The 16,327-nt window shown below is 60.1% G+C and carries 16 protein-coding genes; 8 read left to right on the top strand and 8 right to left on the bottom strand.

Annotation, left to right across the window (positions count from 1 at the left end; translation table 11 throughout):
• Nucleotides 1-97: 97 nt before the first annotated feature.
• The gene (mntA, locus tag J3P95_RS01455) at nt 98-493 is read left to right on the top strand and encodes a type VII toxin-antitoxin system MntA family adenylyltransferase antitoxin (RefSeq protein ID WP_434560118.1); all 396 of its coding nucleotides are present in this window, start codon (nt 98-100) and stop codon (nt 491-493) included.
• Complete coding sequence (gene hepT, locus J3P95_RS01450; RefSeq protein WP_434579030.1) at nt 483-911, top strand: type VII toxin-antitoxin system HepT family RNase toxin; 429 nt, start codon at nt 483-485, stop codon at nt 909-911. The genes mntA and hepT overlap by 11 nt, the downstream gene beginning before the upstream one ends.
• Before the next feature lie 83 nt (nt 912-994).
• Here the strand turns inward: hepT and J3P95_RS01445 are convergent, their stop codons facing one another.
• The 3 genes from J3P95_RS01445 to argE form a co-directional block, all read right to left on the bottom strand.
• Nucleotides 995-2,329, bottom strand: a complete 1,335-nt coding sequence (locus tag J3P95_RS01445; protein WP_434579032.1) for an OprD family outer membrane porin — start codon at nt 2,327-2,329, stop codon at nt 995-997.
• 471 nt (nt 2,330-2,800) lie between these two features.
• A complete protein-coding gene (gene argA, locus J3P95_RS01440; RefSeq protein ID WP_420765091.1) occupies nt 2,801-4,099 on the bottom strand; it encodes an amino-acid N-acetyltransferase in 1,299 nt (432 codons plus the stop codon).
• A gap of 138 nt (nt 4,100-4,237) precedes the next feature.
• On the bottom strand, nt 4,238-5,395 hold the full coding sequence (gene argE / locus J3P95_RS01435) for an acetylornithine deacetylase (RefSeq protein ID WP_434579034.1): 1,158 nt from the start codon (nt 5,393-5,395) through the stop codon (nt 4,238-4,240).
• 160 nt (nt 5,396-5,555) lie between these two features.
• Here argE and J3P95_RS01430 point away from each other — a divergent pair, with 160 nt between their 5' ends.
• Nucleotides 5,556-6,923 carry an inorganic triphosphatase gene (locus J3P95_RS01430; protein ID WP_434579035.1) on the top strand — a complete coding sequence of 456 codons (1,368 nt, stop codon included), beginning with the start codon at nt 5,556-5,558 and terminating at the stop codon, nt 6,921-6,923.
• 53 nt (nt 6,924-6,976) lie between these two features.
• Here the strand turns inward: J3P95_RS01430 and J3P95_RS01425 are convergent, their stop codons facing one another.
• Nucleotides 6,977-7,447: an Lrp/AsnC family transcriptional regulator gene (locus J3P95_RS01425; RefSeq protein ID WP_186612129.1), complete on the bottom strand. Its 471-nt coding sequence runs from the start codon at nt 7,445-7,447 to the stop codon at nt 6,977-6,979.
• Between the two features lie 125 nt (nt 7,448-7,572).
• Between J3P95_RS01425 and J3P95_RS01420 the strand changes: the two genes are divergently transcribed.
• The 5 genes from J3P95_RS01420 (at nt 7,573) to J3P95_RS01400 (ending at nt 11,735) form a co-directional block, all read left to right on the top strand.
• Nucleotides 7,573-7,911, top strand: a complete 339-nt coding sequence (locus J3P95_RS01420) for a hypothetical protein (RefSeq protein WP_434579037.1) — start codon at nt 7,573-7,575, stop codon at nt 7,909-7,911.
• Nucleotides 7,912-8,060: 149 nt separating this feature from the next.
• A complete protein-coding gene (locus J3P95_RS01415) occupies nt 8,061-9,845 on the top strand; it encodes a GspE/PulE family protein (protein WP_434560102.1) in 1,785 nt (594 codons plus the stop codon).
• Between the two features lie 124 nt (nt 9,846-9,969).
• Entirely contained in the window at nt 9,970-10,890 is a 921-nt protein-coding gene (locus J3P95_RS01410; RefSeq protein WP_434560100.1) for an SPFH domain-containing protein, read from the top strand.
• A gap of 9 nt (nt 10,891-10,899) precedes the next feature.
• Entirely contained in the window at nt 10,900-11,349 is a 450-nt protein-coding gene (locus tag J3P95_RS01405) for an NfeD family protein (protein WP_186633892.1), read from the top strand.
• Nucleotides 11,350-11,417: 68 nt separating this feature from the next.
• Entirely contained in the window at nt 11,418-11,735 is a 318-nt protein-coding gene (locus J3P95_RS01400; RefSeq protein WP_434560098.1) for a DUF2388 domain-containing protein, read from the top strand.
• Between the two features lie 86 nt (nt 11,736-11,821).
• Here the strand turns inward: J3P95_RS01400 and gcvH are convergent, their stop codons facing one another.
• The 4 genes from gcvH to J3P95_RS01380 form a co-directional block, all read right to left on the bottom strand.
• Nucleotides 11,822-12,205: a glycine cleavage system protein GcvH gene (gene gcvH, locus J3P95_RS01395; RefSeq protein ID WP_434579038.1), complete on the bottom strand. Its 384-nt coding sequence runs from the start codon at nt 12,203-12,205 to the stop codon at nt 11,822-11,824.
• Between the two features lie 51 nt (nt 12,206-12,256).
• Entirely contained in the window at nt 12,257-13,339 is a 1,083-nt protein-coding gene (gcvT, locus tag J3P95_RS01390; RefSeq protein WP_434560094.1) for a glycine cleavage system aminomethyltransferase GcvT, read from the bottom strand.
• Between the two features lie 170 nt (nt 13,340-13,509).
• Complete coding sequence (locus tag J3P95_RS01385; RefSeq protein WP_434560092.1) at nt 13,510-15,132, bottom strand: ABC transporter permease; 1,623 nt, start codon at nt 15,130-15,132, stop codon at nt 13,510-13,512.
• 97 nt (nt 15,133-15,229) lie between these two features.
• On the bottom strand, nt 15,230-16,234 hold the full coding sequence (locus J3P95_RS01380; RefSeq protein WP_434560090.1) for an extracellular solute-binding protein: 1,005 nt from the start codon (nt 16,232-16,234) through the stop codon (nt 15,230-15,232).
• Nucleotides 16,235-16,327 lie beyond the last annotated feature (93 nt).

The following is a 16,327-nucleotide window of genomic DNA, read 5'->3' as shown; positions in this document are numbered from 1 at the left end:
CCGCCCGGCGTGCTGCCGGGCGGGGCTTTTTTTGTTTTGTAGCCATAGTACGGAAATTGTTGACGTGGTTTCAGGGCGAGCGGCTAGGATAGGCGGCATGAACACTCAAGCCTTGTTAACCCATTTGCAAAACCACTTGCCCGGCTTACTGGCTGTCTACCTGTTCGGCAGTCATGCCCATGGGACCGCCGGTCCTGAGAGTGATGTGGATTTGGCTGTGCTCTTGGCCGGCGAAATCGACCCTGTGTCGTTATGGCAGCTTTCAGGGGATCTGGCGGATATTGCTGGCAGTCCGGTTGATCTGATTGATCTAAGGGCTGCGTCGACCGTGATGCAATACCAGATTGTGACCCGAGGTCAGAGACTTTGGGCTCACGATGTGCAGGCTGGGTTGTTCGAAAGCTTTATCCTCAGCGAAAAAACCGCCTTCGACGAGGCTCGGGCAGGTTTGCTCAAGGATATTCAGGAAGAAGGCAGCGTGTATGGCCGATGACGTACTGATCAACAAAGCAGCGAGCATCGAGCGTTGCGTCGCCAGAGTGCGGGAAGAATACGAGAAAGATCCCGCCACCTTCGCCACCGATTTCACCCGCCAGGACTCGGCGGTCCTGAACATCCAGCGTGCATGTGAAGCGGCATTGGACATGGGGCAACATTTGATTCGCCGTGAGCGACTGGGTGTCCCACAAAGTGCCAGGGATGTGTTCGAAGTGCTTTTCCAAGGTGGCTGGATAGAGGAAGGCCTGGTGAAAAACCTGAAGAACATGGTGGGATTCAGAAACATCGCGGTGCATGACTACCAAGCCCTGCAACTGCCCATCATGGTCGCGATCATTACCGGGCACTTGGACGATTTCCTGGGGTTCAGCGCGTTCATCTTGCGCAAGGACGCAACGGAGCCCAAGGAATAAGGCGATATCCGGCTCGCTGAGCCAAAAACGCAAAAGCCCCGCCCGGCGTGCTGCCGGGCGGGGCTTTTTTACTTCGCTACGTCTTACATGAAGCTGTAAGTGTAGTTGAAGATCAGACGGGTCTGGTCACGGTCAGCGCCGGAACCGCTACCGGTACCGCGATAAGAGCCGTGACGCAGGGTAGTGCCGAAACCTTTCAGAGCACCTTGCTGGACTACGTAGTCCAAGCGCATGTCGCGTTCCCACTCGGACGAGTCGCTGCCACCTGCGGTCGCGGACTTAATGTTTTCACCATGCAAGTAGGCCACGGCGGCTTTCAGGCCAGGAACGCCCAGACCGGTGAAGTCGTACGAGTATTGACCGAAGGTGGTGTTTTCACCAGCACGGACAAACCCGTTGATCATGCTGTCGGTGAACAGGTAGAAGCTCGAGCCACCGGCACCTTCGTTCCGACCGTTGCCATCAAGCACGTTACCTTGGTTCAGGTAGACGAAACCGCCGTCATCGCCCACTTGCTGATGACCCAACATGAAGGCGCTGCCACCCAGAGAGTAGGTGAACATGGCGCTCCAGGTCTTGTTGTCGACCACGCCCTGCTCTTTGGCATAGCCTTGGTTGTTATCGAACTGATAGCCCGCATCGCCGTTCCGGCCATCCGAGCTGCTGTCGAAGTAACGCAGGTCAGTCTTGAACGATTGGCCTTCGGTGATCGGGAAAACATGTACAGCACCCAGGAAGTGCTGTTTGTAGTAATCCTGCAGGTTGGCGTAGTAGTACTGCAAGGTCAGGTCTTTAGTGACCTTCCAATCGGCACCGGCGTAGCGGAACTGATTGCTTTCCTCGGTACCGCCAGAAACTGCCAAGCCGGTACGGTTGCTCGACGCACGGCCAACAGCGTGTTCCAGCTGACCGGCATTGAAGGTCACATTGTCCAGGTCTTTAGAGGTGATCGTGCCACCTTCGAAGGTTTGCGGCAGCAGACGACCATCACTGGCAACCAGGATCGGCAGATTAGGCTGCAGTGCACCACCCAGGTGAGCCTCGGTCTTGGAAAAGAGCGCTTTCACATTGGCCGACGCACGGCTCCAGCTGTGCTCCGCGGACCCGTCGGAGTCGCTTGGCGAGAAGGTGTTATTGGCGTCTGGACGCTGACCTTTACCACCATCAAGGTGAAGACCAACCAAAGCCTGAGCATCGATACCAAAACCAACGACACCTTGAGTGAAGCCGGACTTGTAGTCGAACTTCAGGCCGGTCGCCGCCTCACGCTGATCTTCGGCGCCTTCACGGTTATCGTTGTCAAAATACAGCGTACGAGAACTAACAGACGCCTTGCTGTCTTCGATAAAACCGGCGGCGCCTGCTTGCTGCGCCAATACCCCAACGGCCACTGCCATGGCCAAGGTGGACTTCTTCATGTTTCGCTCCTCTCGTTTTCTAATTCTTGTGTGTCGTTGGTTCCGGATCGAACGCCCGGAATCCGCGGATGCGCGATTAGCGCCAGACCGTGACTGGCAAGTCAACCGTAACCCTTTCGGACTACGACCATGGTCTAACCCCGCGACACCGGCCCGAAGAATAATGGATTCTGTATGAATCCAAAAAGAATTGTTTCACCAGTTTTCAGCTCGTTTCGACATATGGTTGCCATCAAAGCGTCATCAAGCCGTGACATGGCTTATCGGCGACGTCGAGGATTACTGAATAGTGTTTTATCGGGCATTTGCGAGGGTCCGCGAATCCTGGCGGCGAGATGGGCTCCGACGCCTCAATGGCATCGATCAGAATCACGACGGCTCGGCATGCCGCGATCTTGACGTGTTCCAGACTAGCTGCTCATTGTCTGAAATCAAGAAGATCGCGGCCGCGGGAAAGTTTAGGACGATCGGCTACAGGGTTTTTTCGAAGATTTTCGAGTTGCGCTGGTAGTTGTAAAGCGACGCTCGCGCCGCTGGCAGGCGCTCGACGCTGCTGGGTTCAAAGCCCCGCTCACGGAACCAGTGGGCGGTTCGGGTCGTGAGTACGAACAGGGTCTTGAGCCCCTGGGCACGGGCCCGGGTTTCGATCCGCTCCAGCAATTCATCGCCCCGGCCGCCATGGCGATACTCCGGATTCACCGCCAGGCAGGCCAACTCCCCGGCGTCCGAATCGGCGATCTGGTACAGCGCCGCGCAGGCGATGATCATGCCTTCGCGCTCGACCACGCTGAACTGTTCGATTTCCCGCTCCAGCACCTCGCGGGAGCGACGCACCAGGATTCCTTGCTCTTCCAGCGGGCTGATCAGGTCCAACAAGCCGCCAACGTCCTCGATGGCCGCTTCGCGTACCACCTCGAATTGCTCTTGGGCGACCAGCGTGCCGCTGCCGTCCCGGGTGAACAACTCAGCCAGCAACGCGCCATTTTCGGCATAGCTGACGATATGACTGCGCGCGACACCGCCACGGCATGCCTGGGCGGCGGCATCCAGCAGTTCGGCCTGATAGTCGCTGCCCAGACGCTGCATGTGGGCCGGGACCTGCTGCGGGCGTAACTCGCGAACCAGTCGCCCATCTTCGCCGATCAATCCCTGTTCAGCACCGAACAGCAGCAGCTTGTCGGCCGCCAGATCGATGGCCGCCCGGGTGGCGACGTCTTCGCAGGCCAGATTGAAGATTTCGCCGGTCGGCGAGTAGCCCAACGGCGACAGCAGCACGATGGAGCGCTCGTCCAACAGCCGGTTGATGCCCTTGCGATCGACCCGACGCACCTCGCCAGTGTGGTGATAATCGACGCCTTCTAGCACGCCGATCGGTCGCGCGGTGACTAGGTTGCCGCTGGCGACCCGCAGCCGCGAACCTTGCATAGGCGAGGAGGCCATGTCCATGGACAGGCGCGCCTCGATGGCGATGCGCAACTGGCCGACTGCATCGATCACGCATTCCAGGGTCGCGGCATCAGTGATACGCATGCCGTGGTGATAGTGGGGCGTGAGGCCCCGCGCAGCGAGGCGGGTTTCGATCTGCGGGCGCGAACCATGGACCAGCACCAGGCGCACACCGAGGCTGTGCAGCAGCACCAGGTCATGGACAATGTTGCCGAAGTTGGGATGCTCCACCCCGTCGCCGGGCAGCATGACGATGAAGGTGCAATCGCGGTGGGCATTGATATAAGGCGAAGCGTGACGAAGCCAATTGACGTATTCGGGCATGAACCTGGGCCTGTAATAAATAACAGCCGAAAAAAGACGAAGCAGAACGCACAGCGGGCTGGTGGTTATCGTCGGAACAGGCTTGGCGACACGCGCGCTCTCCTCATGAGATGAAATACGGGCCCGCAGGGGCGCAATTTAATTGGCGGTGGCCGGCGTCAGGCAGTAATGCCCGATCAACTGGCGCAACAATTGTACGGTAGGTTGCAAACGTGACATTTCAAGGTATTCGCCGGGCTGGTGGGCACAGGCAATATCGCCAGGGCCCAACACCAGGGTTTCGCAGCCAAGGTGCTGAAGATAAGGCGCTTCGGTGCCGAACGCCACTGCTTCGGCGCGATAACCGGTGAGCCGTTCGGCCACCCGGACCAATTCGGCATCCTCGGCTTGTTCGAACGGCGGTACTTCGGGAAACAGCGGCGCATAGTCGATCCTGACCTTGTGACGCTCGGCAATCGGATCGAGCTTCTGCTGGATCGCCGCCCGCAACACCTGCGGGTCCATGCCCGGCAGGGGCCGCAAGTCAAACTCCATGGAGCACTGGCCGCAGATCCGATTGGGGTTGTCACCGCCGTGGATACAGCCGAAATTCAGGGTCGGTTGTGGCACGGTGAACTGAGGGTTACGGAACTCCCGCTGCCATTGCAGGCGCAAGCCACGCAGCTCGCCCATGGCATCGTGCATCGCCTCCAGGGCGCTATGGCCCAGGCTTGGATCGGAAGAGTGACCGCTGCGCCCGAGGATGTCGATGCGCTCCATCATGATCCCCTTGTGCATGCGGATCGGTCTCAAGCCCGTCGGCTCGCCGATCACCGCCGCGCGCCCCAGCGGACGTCCTGCATCGGCCAGGGCACGGGCGCCGGCCATGGAGCTTTCTTCGTCGCAAGTGGCAAGGATCAGCAACGGTTGCTTGAACGGTTGATCCAGCAAGGGCCTGACCGCTTCGATGGCCAAGGCAAAGAAGCCCTTCATGTCGCAACTGCCCAGGCCCACCCAACGCCCATCGATCTCGGTGAGCTTCAAGGGATCGGTCCTCCACAGCGCGCCATCGAACGGCACCGTGTCGCTGTGGCCGGCCAACACCAGCCCGCCGGGGCCGGTGCCGAAACTGGCCAAGAGATTGAATTTGCCAGGGCTGACCTGCTGGATATCGCAGGAAAATCCAAGCTCGTTAAGCCAGCCCGCCAACAGTTCGATCACGGCAGCATTGGACTGGTCCAGCGCTGGCTGGGTGCAGCTGACCGAAGGCGCGGCGATCAGGGCAGCGAACTGATCTTTCATGGATGGCAAAGGCATCGCTGGCTCCGGGACATACAAATTTGACGCCCATCATAGAACCATCGGGAGTCAGGAAGGAACCGTCGCGGCGCGTAGGATGGACGAGTCCTGTACACTGCACGACCTTGGCAGCCACACCTTCCCCCGGCTGCGCACCTGATCCCTGGATTTTCCGGCCATGCAGAAAGAAACCGAAATCAAACTCCGCGTCAGCCGCGAGACCCTGGCAGCCCTGCGCGAGCATCCGCTGCTGAAAAAGCGCAACAAGAGTGGCTGGGAACGCCACGAACTGATGAACCAGTACTTCGACACGCCGGAGCGTGACCTGGCCCGGGCCAAAGTCGCCCTGCGCCTGCGTCGCGACGGCGAAGAGGTGATCCAGACCCTCAAGACTCGCGGCCAGAGCGTCGCCGGCCTGTCCGAGCGTAACGAATACGACTGGCACCTGGCCAAGGCCAAGCTCGACATCAAGAAACTGGAAGGCGAATGCTGGCCAGAGGCGCTGGCCGAACTGGACAAGAAGACCCTCAAGGCAATCTTCACCACGGATTTCGTCCGCGAACGCGCCGAGATCGCCTGGGGCCGTGGCAAAAGCAAAGTCGTCATCGAAGCCGCGCTGGACCTGGGTCACGTCGTAGTCGGCAAGCAAAAGGAAGAAATCTGCGAGCTGGAGCTGGAATTGCGCGAAGGCGAGCCGGCTGCCCTGCTGGAACTGGCCGCCGAGCTGGCCGCAACCCTGCCCTTGATGCCTTGCGACATCAGCAAGGCCGAACGTGGCTATCGTCTGCATGACGCCAGCAGTTACGCCCTGAGCCTGCCTGCCCCGCAACTGGCCGGCGAGACACCGCTGGACGACGCCTTCGCCGCGTTGAGCTGGCATTTGCTCGGCAGCAGCCAGCGCCTGGCCGAGCAATATCGCTTCAACGGGCACTGGCGGCTGTTGCAGGACTGGGTGGAGAACCTCGCCGAACTGCGCGCCTTGCTCAGCAGCCTTGGCCAGGCCGCGCCGCGCCAATCGACTCACGACTTGCGCGTCGCCCTGGATGCGCTGTTGGAAGATTGGCGTCCGCTCGTCCAGGCTGGGCTGGATGACGAAGACGTGCGCAAGGCAGCGCCGGAGCAGTTCCTCGAAGAACTGCAAGACCCACGTTGGGGCCTCTTTTCGCTGAACGCTTCACGCTGGCTGCTGGCCCGTAGCTGGACCACCGGCCGCAACACCCGTGGCGATCGCCAGGGCGCGGCGCAACTGGCCAGCTGGCTGCCACGCCTGCTGGGCGAGGAGGCCTCGTCGCTGCAACTGCAACGTTACCAGCAGCAACCGGAAGACCTCGCGGAGCAATTGCCGCGCATCGAGCGCATCCAGGCCTGGCTTCACCATGCCCGCCAAGTGTTGGAAATCCCGGAGATGGACCGCCTCTATGGCGAACTGAACAAACTGGCGCAACTGGCCAACGAGCCGATCACCGACGAAACCCTGGATGCGCGCAAGCAGCAGGCTATCGCGGTGTATCAGAATCGGGCCTGGAAGACTTTGCTGCGCCTGTGATGCGCTGAAACTGTGGCGAGGGAGCGTGCTTGCCTCGCCACAAAAACGGCCGGTCAGCGCACAACCGGCAAGCTCGTCGTCGATTTGATCTCCGACAGCGCCACGATCGAATTCACTTCCTGAATCCCCGGCACCATCGACAGTTTCTCGAAAAAGAATCGCTCATAGGCCTCGATATCCGCCGTGACAATTCTCAGCAGGAAATCCACCGATCCCATCAGCACGTAGCATTCCAGCACCTCGGGAAAGCCACGGATCGCCTCGGTGAACTCGGTGAAATTCGAGCGGCCATGGGCGTTGAGCTTGATCTCGGCGAAAATCTGCGTGTTCAGGCCAATTTTCTTGCGATCCAGAAGCGTCACTTGCCCACGTATGACCCCCTCCTCCTTCATCCGCTGAATCCGCCGCCAACAAGGTGATTGGGACAAACCTACCTGCTCGGCGATCTGTGCGCTGGAAAGCGACGCATCCTCTTGCAGCAGCGCCAATATCCTGCGGTCGTAGGCGTCCAGCTCAATTTGCATAGATAAACCCGTAATTATCCAATCATGGACTTGGCCAATTCGTAATCTTAGGAATTTTACGTATCTTAGATAAGAAATACCCCGCCGCGCATGTAACATTTCTTCCGCACTTCAGGAGATTGCACATGCCCTCATTCGAAACCGTGGCAACAGCCCCGACCCGCGCCGATGTCTGGCACACCGCCAACGCGCATTGCCGCGTTCAATTCCAGCTGCTGGGCGAAGCCGAACCGGACTTGCCGTGCCGGGTGCTAAACCTGTTTGCCTTGCAGGGCCTGACGCTTGAGGCTGCGCAGATCCAGCGTCACGACGACTTGCTGTCCATGGAAGTTCTTCTGGGCGGCCTGAGCTGGCACCGTGCCCAAGTGCTGGCTGAAAAATTGCGTAACTTAATCAGCATCTGTTCGGTGGACGTACAAGACGCCGAGATTGCGCGGGGCGGACCGGTTCAAGCGGTCGGTTGAGGGGTTTCGGGCAAGAATTGGAAACGCATTGGTCGGGTAGTGGCCCAACGGTTCATAGGGTCGGGACTATTCTTTTGCAGAACAAGCCGAATGCCGAAGCGTCTGCATCGCGGCTTTGCTGCAACTGTCCAATAGGAACTCGAACGCTCATGTCCACCAAACATGCCACTCAGGATCGCTGGCTGGACCTCAACGATCTGCTGCGCCAGCTGGTCGCCCAGGGCATCATCAGCCAGGATTCAGCCGAAACGGCGCTTAACGCCCGTCGACGTCATAACGCCAACAGCCAGTTGCACCCGCTGGAATTCATCGCCAACCAGCACCTCGACGACCTTAGTCGTCCCGGTAAGCGCCTGGACCTGGAAAACCTGACCCTGTGGCTGGCCCAGCAGGCCGACCAGCCCTACCTGCGCATCGATCCGTTGAAAATCAACGTGGCGGCCGTTACGCCGCTGATGTCCTACGCTTTTGCGCAACGTCACAAGATCCTCGCCGTGGCGGTCGATCGTGACGCCGTCACCGTCGCCAGTGCCCAGCCCTATGTCAACAGTTGGGAATCGGACCTGACCCACGTGCTCAAGCTACCGGTCAAGCGGGTGGTCGCCAACCCGGTGGATATCCAGCGCCTGAGCGTGGAGTTCTATCGCCTGGCGAAGTCGGTCAGCGGCGCCACCACGGTCGACCAGCAACCGAGCAACCTGACCAATTTCGAACAATTGCTCAACCTGGGCGCCAGCGATCAGGAGCCGGACGCCAACGACGCGCATATCGTCAACATCGTCGACTGGCTGTTCCAGTACGCCTTCCAGCAACGCGCCAGCGATATCCACATCGAACCACGCCGCGAGCAAGGCACCGTGCGCTTCCGCATCGACGGGGTGCTGCACACTGTCTACCAGTTCCCGCCACAAGTGACGATGGCCATCATCAGCCGACTCAAGAGCCTGGGCCGAATGAACGTCGCTGAAAAACGCAAGCCGCAGGACGGCCGCGTCAAGACCAAGACCCCGGACGGCGGTGAAGTGGAGTTGCGGCTGTCGACCCTGCCGACAGCGTTCGGCGAGAAAATGGTCATGCGGATTTTCGATCCGGAAGTGCTGCTCAAGGATTTCGACCAACTGGGCTTTTCCGCCGACGACCTGCGGCGCTGGCAGGACATGACCCGCCAGCCCAACGGCATCATCCTGGTAACGGGCCCCACCGGGTCCGGCAAGACCACCACGCTCTACACCACGCTGAAGAAACTGGCGACGCCTGAGGTGAACCTCTGCACCATCGAAGATCCGATTGAAATGGTCGAGTCGTCCTTCAACCAGATGCAGGTGCAGCACAATATCGAGCTGTCCTTTGCCGCGGGCGTGCGCGCGCTGATGCGACAAGACCCGGACATCATCATGATCGGTGAGATTCGTGACCTCGAAACCGCGGAAATGGCGATCCAGGCAGCACTCACCGGGCACCTCGTGCTATCGACGTTGCACACCAACGATGCGCCGAGTGCCATAAGCCGCCTGCTAGAGCTCGGCGTGCCGCATTACCTGATCAAGGCCACGGTGCTCGGGGTCATGGCCCAGCGTCTGGTCCGCACCTTGTGCCCGCATTGCAAAGCGTCCTTGACCCTGGACGAAGACGACTGGCAAACCCTGACGCGTCCCTGGCAGGCTCCCCTGCCCACCAACGCCCATCAAGCCGTCGGTTGTTCGGAATGTCGCGACACCGGCTATCGCGGGCGCGCCGGGGTGTACGAAATCATGCAACTGACAGACAGCGTCAAAGGCTTGATCCACCCCGACACCGACCTACTGGCCGTGCGCCGCCAGGCATTCAAGGAAGGCATGCGCAGCCTGCGACTTTCAGGGGCGCAAAAGGTCGCGGCGGGCTTGACCACCGTCGAGGAAGTGCTGCGGGTAACGCCGCAGAGCGAGCAGAAGTAGGCAGCGTCCGGCGAAGGAACGGAAAGGTCCCACAAATAAACCGGAAACGACCATGGCAAAGATAATGGCCGTTTGCCCTACACTGGGGCTTCGCAGGTCCATTCAATTCGCACAGGGAACAGTCATGCAAATCGGTAGCGTACTTCTACTTTTTATCGGCCTCGTGGTCGCCATCCTGTTCATGGGGTTCAAGGTCGTGCCCCAAGGCTACCAATGGACCGTCGAGCGGTTCGGCCGCTACACCAACACGCTCAAGCCCGGCCTGAACATCATCATTCCCGTGATGGATCGCATCGGTCGCAAGATCAATGTCATGGAAAGCGTGCTGGACATCCCGCCTCAGGAAGTCATCACTGCCGACAACGCCACGGTACAGATCGACGCCGTGTGCTTCTTCCAAGTGGTCAACACGGCCCAGGCCGCCTACGAGGTCAATAACCTCGAACACGCCATCCGCAACCTGCTGCAAACCAATATCCGCACGGTGCTCGGATCCATGGAACTGGACGCCATGCTAAGCCAACGCGACGGCATCAATGAAAAACTGCTGCGCACCGTCGATGAAGCCACGGCGCCGTGGGGCATCAAGATCACGCGGATCGAGATCAAGGACATCAGCCCACCGGCCGACCTGATGGCCGCCATGTCCGGGCAGATGAAAGCCGAACGGATCAAGCGCGCCCAGATCCTCGAAGCCGAGGGCTTGCGAGCGGCGGCGATTCTGACCGCCGAAGGCAAGAAACAGGCGCAGATTCTCGAGGCAGAGGGCAGCCGTCAGGCTGCGTTCCTTGAGTCGGAAGCCCGCGAACGCCAGGCGCAAGCCGAAGCCCTGGCGACCCAAGTGGTTTCACAGGCTATTGCCGACGGCAACGTCCAGGCCGTGAACTACTTCGTCGCGCAAAAATACATCGACGCCTTGGGCCGCCTGGCCTCGGCCAACAACAGCAAGGTGATCCTGATGCCATTGGAGGCCAGTCAGGTCATCGGCGCAGTGGGCGGCATCGGCGAAATCGTCAAGGCCACTTTCGACAGCAAGAAAGCCTGAGGCGCGCGTATGTGGGTATTCCTGCAGCAAATGTCGTACTGGGATTGGCTGGCGCTGGGCGTCATCCTGCTGATCCTGGAAGTGTTTGGCGCCGGCGGGTACCTGCTGTGGATCGGCATGGCAGCTGCCGCCGTCGGCGTGCTCACGTTCGTCCTGCCGCAGCTGCCCTGGGAGATGCAGTTCCTGCTGTTCGGCCTGTTCGCCATCGCGACAGCCTTGTACTGGTGGCGACGCCAGCGCAGCGCTGTTCGCCAAAGCGATCAGCCGCACCTGAACCTGCGTGGCCAGGAGCTCATCGGCAAGGCCTTCCTGGTGCATGAAGCGATTGTCGACGGCCGTGGCAAGATCAAGGTGGCCGACGGCGTCTGGCTGGCCAAGGGGCCCGATTCGCCCGTTGGCGCCCGGGTCAAGGTAATTGCCCAGGAAGGCGCGATATTGACAGTCGAACGGACGGACTGACATGTCACGGAACTGAATCAGTGCGTGGGTAATCCAACGTCATAGTTAACCCTGTGGAGTCACCTATCATGCGTCTCAAACTTGCTGTCGCGACCCTGGCCTTGCTTTCTCTTCCCGTTGGCTCGGCAATGGCCGACACGTTTTGGCGTAACGTCATCTCGTCCGGTGCGACCACCGGTTCCACCTACCTGACCTTCAAGGATAACAAGCTGATCGTTGCCGCCCAGGACGACGCCGGCAGCTTCGTCGCCAGCGACGGCGGTATTCGTGGCCCTTATCTGGAAGCCGCGATGCAGAAAGTCCGTACCGACAACCCAGGCCTGCAGGCCACCGACATGGAACTGGCCAACGCGATCCTGGCGAAAAACGCCATCGCCCAGGAGTGATTCCAGGTCTATGAAAAATGCCGCTCGATCGAGCGGCATTTTTTTGCCTGAAGATATTCCAAGGCTGAGCTGAGTAACCTGTGTGGTTATTCGCCGATAGCAGCCTTGTAGCCTGCTGCATCTAGCAAATTGTCCAGGTCAGCCTCGTCGCTTGGCTTGAGCTTGAAGATCCAGGCGCCGTAGGGATCGGAGTTCAGCAGTTCCGGCGAAGCACCCAAGTCTTCGTTGATCGCGATCACTTCGCCCGAAATCGGCGAGTAGATGTCGGAAGCGGCCTTTACCGACTCCACCACACCTGCCTGGTCACCCGCGGCAAACGTCTTACCGACTTCAGTCAGCTCGACAAATACCACATCACCCAAAGCTTCCTGCGCATGATCGCTGATGCCCACGGTGACAGTGCCGTCGGCTTCCAGGCGCGCCCACTCGTGGCTTTCGGCAAAACGCAGTTCGGCAGGGATATTGCTCATATTCTGTGTCCTCAAGAGAAGTGTCAGCGGCCAGGGGCCCGCCGCAAAAGGTTAGATCAGGGTTTTGCCATGGCGGACGAAGGTCGGCTTGACCACCCGTACCGGGTACCACTTGCCACGAATTTCCACCTCGGCACGGTCGGCGGTAGCCATCGGAACACGTGCCAGGGCAATCGACTTGCTAAGCGTAGGAGAAAAACTACCACTGGTGATCTCCCCTTCGCCAATATCAGCGATGCGGACCACTTGATGGGCGCGTAGGACGCCGCGCTCCTCAAGCACCAACCCGACCAGTTTGTGCTGCACGCCGGCGGCGAGTTCTGCTTCCAGGGCACTGCGGCCGATGAACTGGCGGCTTGCAGGTTCCCAGGCGATGCTCCAGGCCATGTTCGATGCCAAGGGTGAAACATCCTGGTGTATGTCCTGGCCGTAGAGGTTCATGCCAGCTTCCAGGCGCAAGGTATCCCGGGCGCCGAGACCGATGGGCGGAATGCCGGCGCCCACCAGATCGTTGAAAAAACTCGGGGCTTCATGGGCCGGCAAGACGATTTCCAAACCGTCTTCACCGGTGTAGCCGGTACGGGCGATGAACCACTCACCGTCGGCGCGGCCTTCGAAGGGTTTGAGCTGCTGGATCAACTGGCCTCGTGATTGGGTAACCAGTTCGGCAATCTTGTGCCGGGCTTGCGGCCCCTGAATGGCCAGCATCGCCAATTCAGGGCGCTCGTGCAGTTGCACGGCGTACTCGCCGAGTTGCGCCTGCATCCAGGCAAGGTCCTGATCGCGAGTGGAAGCATTGAACACCAGCCGGTAACCGTCCTCGACCCGGTAGATGATCATGTCGTCGACGATGCCGCCACGCTCGTTGAGCATAGTGCTGTACAACGCGCGGCCGGTGTCCTGCAAGCGATCGACATCATTGGCCAGCAAGCGCTGCAACCAGGCCTTTGCCTGGGGACCGGCAACGTCGATTACGGTCATGTGGGATACATCGAACACGCCGCAGTCACGACGCACCTGATGGTGCTCCTCAACCTGCGAGCCGTAGTGCAAGGGCATATCCCAACCGCCAAAATCGACCATCTTCGCGCCAAGGGCGAGATGAAGGTCATACAGAGGCGTACGCTGTCCCATGGGTTTCTCCTTCCGGGCTTGGCGAAGGTGCGGACGGGTACAGCCACGGCCCAAACGTCTGAAAAAGATTTTTCTGACGTTCTTGGCTACCCGATCCGACAGACGGACCGCACCGAATGCCGCGCATTGTATCCGCATGCTGTTGGACTGACACCTAGGCGTGCTCTCAATTAATTCAGAACGCGTCGGTGGGCCGAACGCCGTATCAATCCGATGACCGGCAACAGCCCCACCAGCACCAGGGTCAGCGCCGGCAATGCAGCCCGCGCCCATTCCCCTTCGCTGGTCATTTCAAAGATCCGTACCGCCAGCGTGTCCCAGCCGAACGGGCGCATCAGTAGCGTCGCGGGCATTTCCTTGAGTACATCGACGAACACCAGCAGTGCCGCGCTCAACGTGCCGGGCAGCAGTAACGGCAGATACACGTTGAAAAACAGTCGCGGCCCACTGACCCCGAGGCTACGTGCTGCTTCGGGCAATGACGGGCGAATACGCGCCAAGCTGCTTTCTAAAGGACCGTAGGCCACGGCCAGGAAACGCACCAGATACGCCAGCAACAGCGCCGACAGGCTGCCCAGCAGCAACGGTTTGCCAGCACCGCCGAGCAGGACCGACAGGGGAATGACCAGCTCACGGTCCAGATAGCTGAACGCAAGCATGATCGACACCGCCAGCACCGATCCGGGCAAGGCATAGCCCAGGTTCGCCAGGCCGACACCGGCGCGGATGGGCCGGCTTGGCGCCAGGCGCCGCGCGAAAGCCAGCAATAAGGCGACACAAACGGTGACCAGGGCCGCGAGGGCGCCCAGGTAGAGGGTGTGAATGATCAAACCGGCATAACGCTCGTCCAGGTCGAAACGACCGCGCTGCGAGAACCACACCACCAACTGCAGCACCGGAATGACAAACGCGCAGGCGAATACCAAAAGACACCAGCCGCTGGCCGCCACCGCCTTGAGCCCTCGCAAATGATAAAGCGCCTTGGTCCGGGGTCGCTCGTTGCCGGCCCGTTGGGCGCCCCGGGCGCGACGTTCGCCGTAAAGCACCACCATAACCGCCAGCAGCAGGAGGCTGGCCAGTTGGGCAGCGCTGGAGAGGCTGAAAAAGCCGTACCAGGTTTTGTAGATGGCCGTGGTAAAGGTGTCGAAATTGAACACCGACACCGCCCCGAAATCCGCCAGGGTCTCCATCAAGGCCAGGGCCACGCCGGCACCGATTGCCGGCCTGGCCATCGGCAGCGCCACTCGCCAGAACGCCTGCCATGGCGATTGACCGAGCACCCGAGCCGCTTCCATCAAGCCCTTGCCCTGGGCCAGGAAAGCACTGCGCGCGAGCAAGTAGACGTACGGGTAGAAAACCAGCACCAACACCAGGATCACCCCACCGGTCGAACGTACCCGGGGCAGGCGCAGGCCGCTGCCGAACCACTCACGCATCAACGTTTGTACCGGGCCTGCAAAATCCAACAGGCCGACGAAGACGAACGCCAGCACATAGGCAGGAATCGCGAACGGCAGCATCAGCGCCCAGTCCAGCCAACGGCGGCCGGGGAATTCGCACAGACTGGTGAGCCAGGCGAGGCTGACACCCAACAATGTCACGCCGATGCCGACGCCTACGATCAGCGTCAACGTGTTGCCCAACAGACGCGGCATTTGCGTATCCCACAGGTGGGACCATATCTGCTGGTCGACGCTCTGCCAGGAAAGCAGCAAGACACTCAAGGGCAACAGGACCAGCCCGGCAACGGCGAAGACCAGGGGATACCAACGGCGCTGGGCGGGGTGGGTCAAGGAGAGTTCTCGGTTGAAGGTCGTCGCTGACAAATGGCTTATGTGGCGAGGGAGCAGGCTCCCTCGCCATATCATCAACGAACTGAGCGGACTTGTATCAGTTCCAGCCAGCGCGATCCATCAGGCGAATGGCTTCGGCCTGGCGTTTGCCCGCCACTTCCACCGGCAGGGAGTCAGCCTTGAACTTGCCCCACGCCGCGACTTCCTTGGACGGCTCCACTTTCGGGTTAGCGGGGAATTCCTGGTTCACGTCGGCGAAGATATTCTGTGCTTCTGGCGTGGTCATCCATTCCACCAGTTTCTTCGCGGCTTCCGGATGCGGGGCGTGCTTGGTCAAGCCAATGCCCGAGAGGTTGATGTGCACGCCGCGATCGGCCTGGTTCGGCCAGAACAGTTTCACTTTCAGGTCCGGCTTCTGCTGGTGCAGGCGACCGTAGTAATAGGTATTGACGATGCCGACGTCGCATTGCCCGGCGTTGATCGCTTCGAGCAATGCGGTGTCGTCGGAGAAAACGTCAGTGGACAGGTTTTTGACCCAGCCCTTGATGATTTCCTCGGTTTTTTCCGCGCCATGGGTTTCGATCAGGGTGGCGGTCAACGACTGGTTGTAGACTTTTTTCGAGGTGCGCAGGCACAAGCGGCCTTCCCACTCTTTACCGGCAAGCGCCTCGTAGGTGGTCAATTCACCCGCTTTGACCCGGTCGGTCGAGTAGGCAATGGTTCGCGCCCGCAGGCTAAGGCCGGTCCAGGCGTGTGAGGACGCCCGATATTGAGAGGGAATGTTGGCATCGATTACCGGCGAGGTGAACGGCTGCAGGATGCCCATCTGCTCAGCCTGCCAGAGGTTACCGGCGTCGACGGTCAGCAGCAGGTCGGCGGTGGCGTTGGCGCCTTCAGCCTTGATCCGCTGCATCAATGGCGCTTCCTTGTCGGTGATGAACTTCACCGATACACCGGTCTTCTTGGTGTAGGCGTCAAAAACCGGTTTGATCAGTTCATCGATTCGCGAGGAATAGACCACCACCTCATCGGCGGCCTGAGCGACAGAAGTGCCGATCAGGGTCAGTGCGAGGGCGGACAGCAGGCGTCTGGTTGCCAACATGGTAGCGGTCTCTCGATTGTGAACGAGCGCAAATGATAAGGACTCACATTTAGCACCACAATCGAACAGTAGGCAGACACGTTTCCAAATGTT

The sequence above is a fragment of the Pseudomonas sp. Z5-35 genome (assembly GCF_051131945.1).
Classification (GTDB): Bacteria; Pseudomonadota; Gammaproteobacteria; order Pseudomonadales; family Pseudomonadaceae; genus Aquipseudomonas; species Aquipseudomonas marvdashtae.
Note: the sequence above shows the minus strand (reverse complement) of the source record. Positions and strands in the feature narration are given on the sequence as shown.